Source organism: Bacteroidota bacterium (genome assembly GCA_034723125.1).
Taxonomy (GTDB): Bacteria; Bacteroidota; Bacteroidia; order CAILMK01; family JAAYUY01; genus JAYEOP01.
The window spans coordinates 1-3,882 of sequence record JAYEOP010000159.1; the positions used below are offsets into that span (position 1 = coordinate 1).

The 3,882-nt window shown below is 31.8% G+C and carries 3 protein-coding genes; 2 read left to right on the forward strand and 1 reads right to left on the reverse strand.

From position 1 onward, the window contains the following. Positions 1-288: 288 nt before the first annotated feature. Complete coding sequence (locus tag U9R42_04750) at positions 289-876, reverse strand: HD domain-containing protein (GenBank protein MEA3495325.1); 588 nt, start codon at positions 874-876, stop codon at positions 289-291. A 387-nt stretch (positions 877-1,263) separates the two neighbouring features. On the opposite strand from U9R42_04750, the gene U9R42_04755 reads away from it, so the two are divergent. Together U9R42_04755 and U9R42_04760 are read left to right on the forward strand one after the other, a co-directional pair. Next, positions 1,264-2,640, forward strand: coding sequence for a tryptophanase (locus U9R42_04755; GenBank protein MEA3495326.1), 1,377 nt, complete (start codon positions 1,264-1,266; stop codon positions 2,638-2,640). Between the two features lie 120 nt (positions 2,641-2,760). Continuing rightward, positions 2,761-3,819: a class I fructose-bisphosphate aldolase gene (locus U9R42_04760; GenBank protein MEA3495327.1), complete on the forward strand. Its 1,059-nt coding sequence runs from the start codon at positions 2,761-2,763 to the stop codon at positions 3,817-3,819. Positions 3,820-3,882 lie beyond the last annotated feature (63 nt).

Genomic DNA, 3,882 nt, shown 5'->3' on the forward strand with positions numbered 1-3,882 from the left:
TTTTACCTCTTTTGTGTTTTCTCCTTGAGGAGAAATTATAAGGTAAAAACTCAAATTATTATATTGGAAATTTCAGGATTGGTAATTTGGCTACCTACTGGAGATTGAGGACTGTTTTTGACTACACGCCTTCTGTTTGTCGTGAAGATCTATCCAGTTAGATAATTGGTTATATCGCATCGCGATTGAGGGACTGCCGACTGCCGACTGCTTACTGCCGACTGCTTACTGCCGACTGCTTACTGCCGACTGAAGACTGCTTACTGAAGACTGCCGACTGCGTACTGCCTACTTAATCGTATTATAATAATTTTCTATTTTTAAAAAGTTTGCCTGTTTTTGAATTTCATGCAGTTTGTTAACAGAAGGAATATGATAGAAGTGATTATTGAAAAAAACAATTTGTAATTTGTACCATTCCTTTTGAGTATCAACAAAGTTATATGCTTTCCATTCTTTAAAAAGATTATTGCTAATTTCAGAAAAATCACTTCTGCCAAGATAGTATAGGTCAGCATCACATATAATTTTTTCTAATTTAGTTGTTGGCTGAGTGGTAATTTCAGTTGCAAGAATTAATTTGGAAATTTTAGAAATATCCTTTTCTGAATACCCGAATTTTGGCAGATTGTCCTCAGCAAATTTTACTGATTCTTTTTCGTGCCCTTTATAGGCAAACATAAAACCCGTATCGTGAAAAAGTGCAGCTACTAATAAAATTGAGGTTTCGTAATCGTTTATATTTTCTGTTTTGGCAATTTTTTTTGCAGAACTAACAACATCAAGTGTATGATTTACATTATGATAATATAATCTGGAGTCAAGATTATTTTTGAGTTTGTTAACAACAAAATCTGTAGCTTTTATTAAATCCATATATATTTATATTTATATATTAGTTGTATGTAAAGATATTACTTTTGTTGCTCAAAGTTTATACCACTCAAAAAAGTATTTGCTAAATAACAGATATAGAAATTATAAGAACTGTTTTAACTTATTTTAGTAGATTTATTATCGTAATTTTGGGAAAATAATTCTAAAATATGGAATGGATTTTCATAAAAAGATAATTGAATTTGTTTTATTCTTTTAAAATATTGTATTTTTGACGTTATAAAAAAATTATTAATATTTATCAGACGCTATGATAATAAATATTTTTGAAGATTACCGCAACATAAAAGACAGAGATGGTTTTTCATAAATTGAAATTATTTTTTTAAATTTACAATTTTTTGAAAAACATTTTAAATTTTAAACATGAATTTACCATTTGCTGAACCTTACAAAATAAAAGTAGTAGAGACTGTAAAAAGAAGTACAAGAGAACAAAGAGAAAAGTGGATAAAAGAAGCCGATTATAATTTATTTAAACTTAGTAGTGAACACGTTTATATTGATTTGTTAACCGATTCGGGAACAGGTGCAATGAGCGATCTTCAGTGGTCGGAAATAATGAAAGGGGATGAAAGTTATGCAGGAGCAAAATCCTATTTTAACTTAAAAGAAACAATAAAAGATATTACAGGCTTTGAATATTTTTTACCTACACATCAAGGAAGGGCTGCCGAAAATGTTTTGTTTTCTGTTTTAATAAAGGAAGGAGATTTTATCCCTGGCAACTCTCATTTTGATACAACAAAAGGGCATATAGAATTTAGGAAAGCCACAGCTGTTGATTGCATTATTGACGAAGCATCCGATACTAAAAATCAGCATCCGTTCAAAGGGAATTTAGATTTGAACAAGCTGGAGGATGTTTTTAAGAATAATCCAATAAAAAAAATTCCTTTTATTGTTGTTACTGTTACTTGCAATACTCCCGGTGGTCAGCCTGTGTCTATGCAAAACCTTAAGGATGTATATACAATGGCAAAAAAATATGGATCATTAGTGATTTTTGATTCTGCACGTTTTGCTGAAAATGCATATTTTATAAAAATTAGAGAAAAAGGATATCAGGATAAAACTATTAAGGAAATTGTAAAAGAAATGTTTTCTTATGCCGATGGAATGACTATGAGTAGTAAGAAAGATGCTATTGTAAATATGGGTGGTTTTATCGGACTTAATAGCGAGAAATTATTTAAAGAAGCAACTGTTTTTAATATTATGTTTGAGGGCTACATCACTTACGGTGGAATGTCGGGTAGAGATATGAATGCTTTGGCACAAGGATTAAGAGAAGGAATTGAATTTGAATATCTGGAATCACGTATTAATCAAATTGCGTATCTTGGTGAAAAACTTAAAGAACGAGGAGTGATAAGCCAAGAACCTTTTGGAGGTCATGCTGTTTTTGTGGATGTTAAAAAGTTTTTACCTCATATTCCTCAAAGTCAATATCCTGCACAATTACTAGGAGTTGAATTATACATTGAAGGTGGAGTAAGAGCTGTTGAAATAGGAACATTGCTCGCTGATAGAGACCCTGTTACAAGAAAAGATAGATTTCCTGAGCTTGAATTTTTGAGATTAGCAATTCCACGCAGAGTTTATACTTACAAGCATATAGATTATGTAGTGGCTTGTTTGTCAAATATTTATGAAAGAAGAAATGAATATAAAAATGGCTTTAAAATAAAATATGAAGCCCCTATTATGAGGCATTTTACAGTTGAATTAGAACGAATATAAATATAATTTTCAGATAATATTTTGCTCAAAGATTTTTTTTTATTAAATTAAAATATTCGATTTTTTAATAAAAGTTTTATAATTTCGTAATCAATATTAATCTCTTTAAAATAAGTAGTTATGAACATAAATGATATAGAAAAACTCATTGGTAAAAATGCTGATAGTCTTTTAGGATTTGATTCACCTAAAATTTCCAAAGAACGTTTATATCTTCCTTCACCAACATTTGTTGATGATGTATGGATGGGAACAAACAGAAACATTAAAGTATTAAGAAATTTACAATCTATATACGGACACGGACGATTAGCAAATACAGGTTATATGTCTGTATTGCCTGTTGACCAAGGAATAGAACATACAGCAGGTGCATCATTTGCTCCTAATCCTGATTATTTTGATCCCGAAAAAATCATTGAACTTGCAATGGAAGGTGGCTGTAACGCTGTTGCTTCAACTATGGGTGTGTTTGCTTCAATTGCCAGAAAATATGCTCATAAAATTCCATTTATTATAAAATTTAATCATAACGAGCTTCTTACATATCCCAATAAATTTGACCAAATTAATTACGGTTCTGTTGAAGATGCCTGGAATATGGGTGCTGCCGCAGTAGGTGCAACAATTTATTTTGGTTCCGAAGAATCATCCCGACAAATTGAAGAGGTTGCAAGAGCTTTTGAAATTGCTCATGAACTTGGTATGGCAACAATTTTATGGTGCTATGCACGAAATAATGACTTCAAAAAAGATGGGGTTGATTATCACACTTCAGCGGATATTACAGGTCAAGCAAATCATCTTGGCTCAACCATACAAGCAGATATTGTTAAGCAAAAATTACCTACTGTAAACGGAGGATTTACAAAAATTGGCTTTGCTAAAACACATCCGAAAATGTACAGTGAACTTTGCTCAGACCATCCAATTGACCTTACAAGATATCAACTTGCAAACTCCTACATGGGGCGAATTGGCTTAATTAATTCTGGTGGTGCCTCAGGTGGAGATTCCGACCTTGAAGAAGCAGTAATGACTGCAATTATTAACAAAAGAGCTGGTGGAACAGGACTGATTTCAGGAAGAAAAGCTTTCCAAAGACCAATGAACGAAGGTGTTGGATTGTTGAATGCAATTCAGGATGTGTATCTTGAGAAGGGAATTACAATAGTTTAAAAGGCTAAAACCAAGCCGAAGAATGTTGACTTGTTGATTTGTTTATATTTTCTCGCAAAGACG

Bases quoted from the DNA above. Each gene is read 5' to 3' on its own strand.
- U9R42_04760 (MEA3495327.1), top strand. From the start codon at position 2,761: ATGAACATAAATGATATAGAAAAACTCATTGGTAAAAATGCTGATAGT.
- U9R42_04755 (MEA3495326.1), top strand. From the start codon at position 1,264: ATGAATTTACCATTTGCTGAACCTTACAAAATAAAAGTAGTAGAGACT.
- U9R42_04750 (MEA3495325.1), bottom strand. From the start codon at position 876: ATGGATTTAATAAAAGCTACAGATTTTGTTGTTAACAAACTCAAAAAT.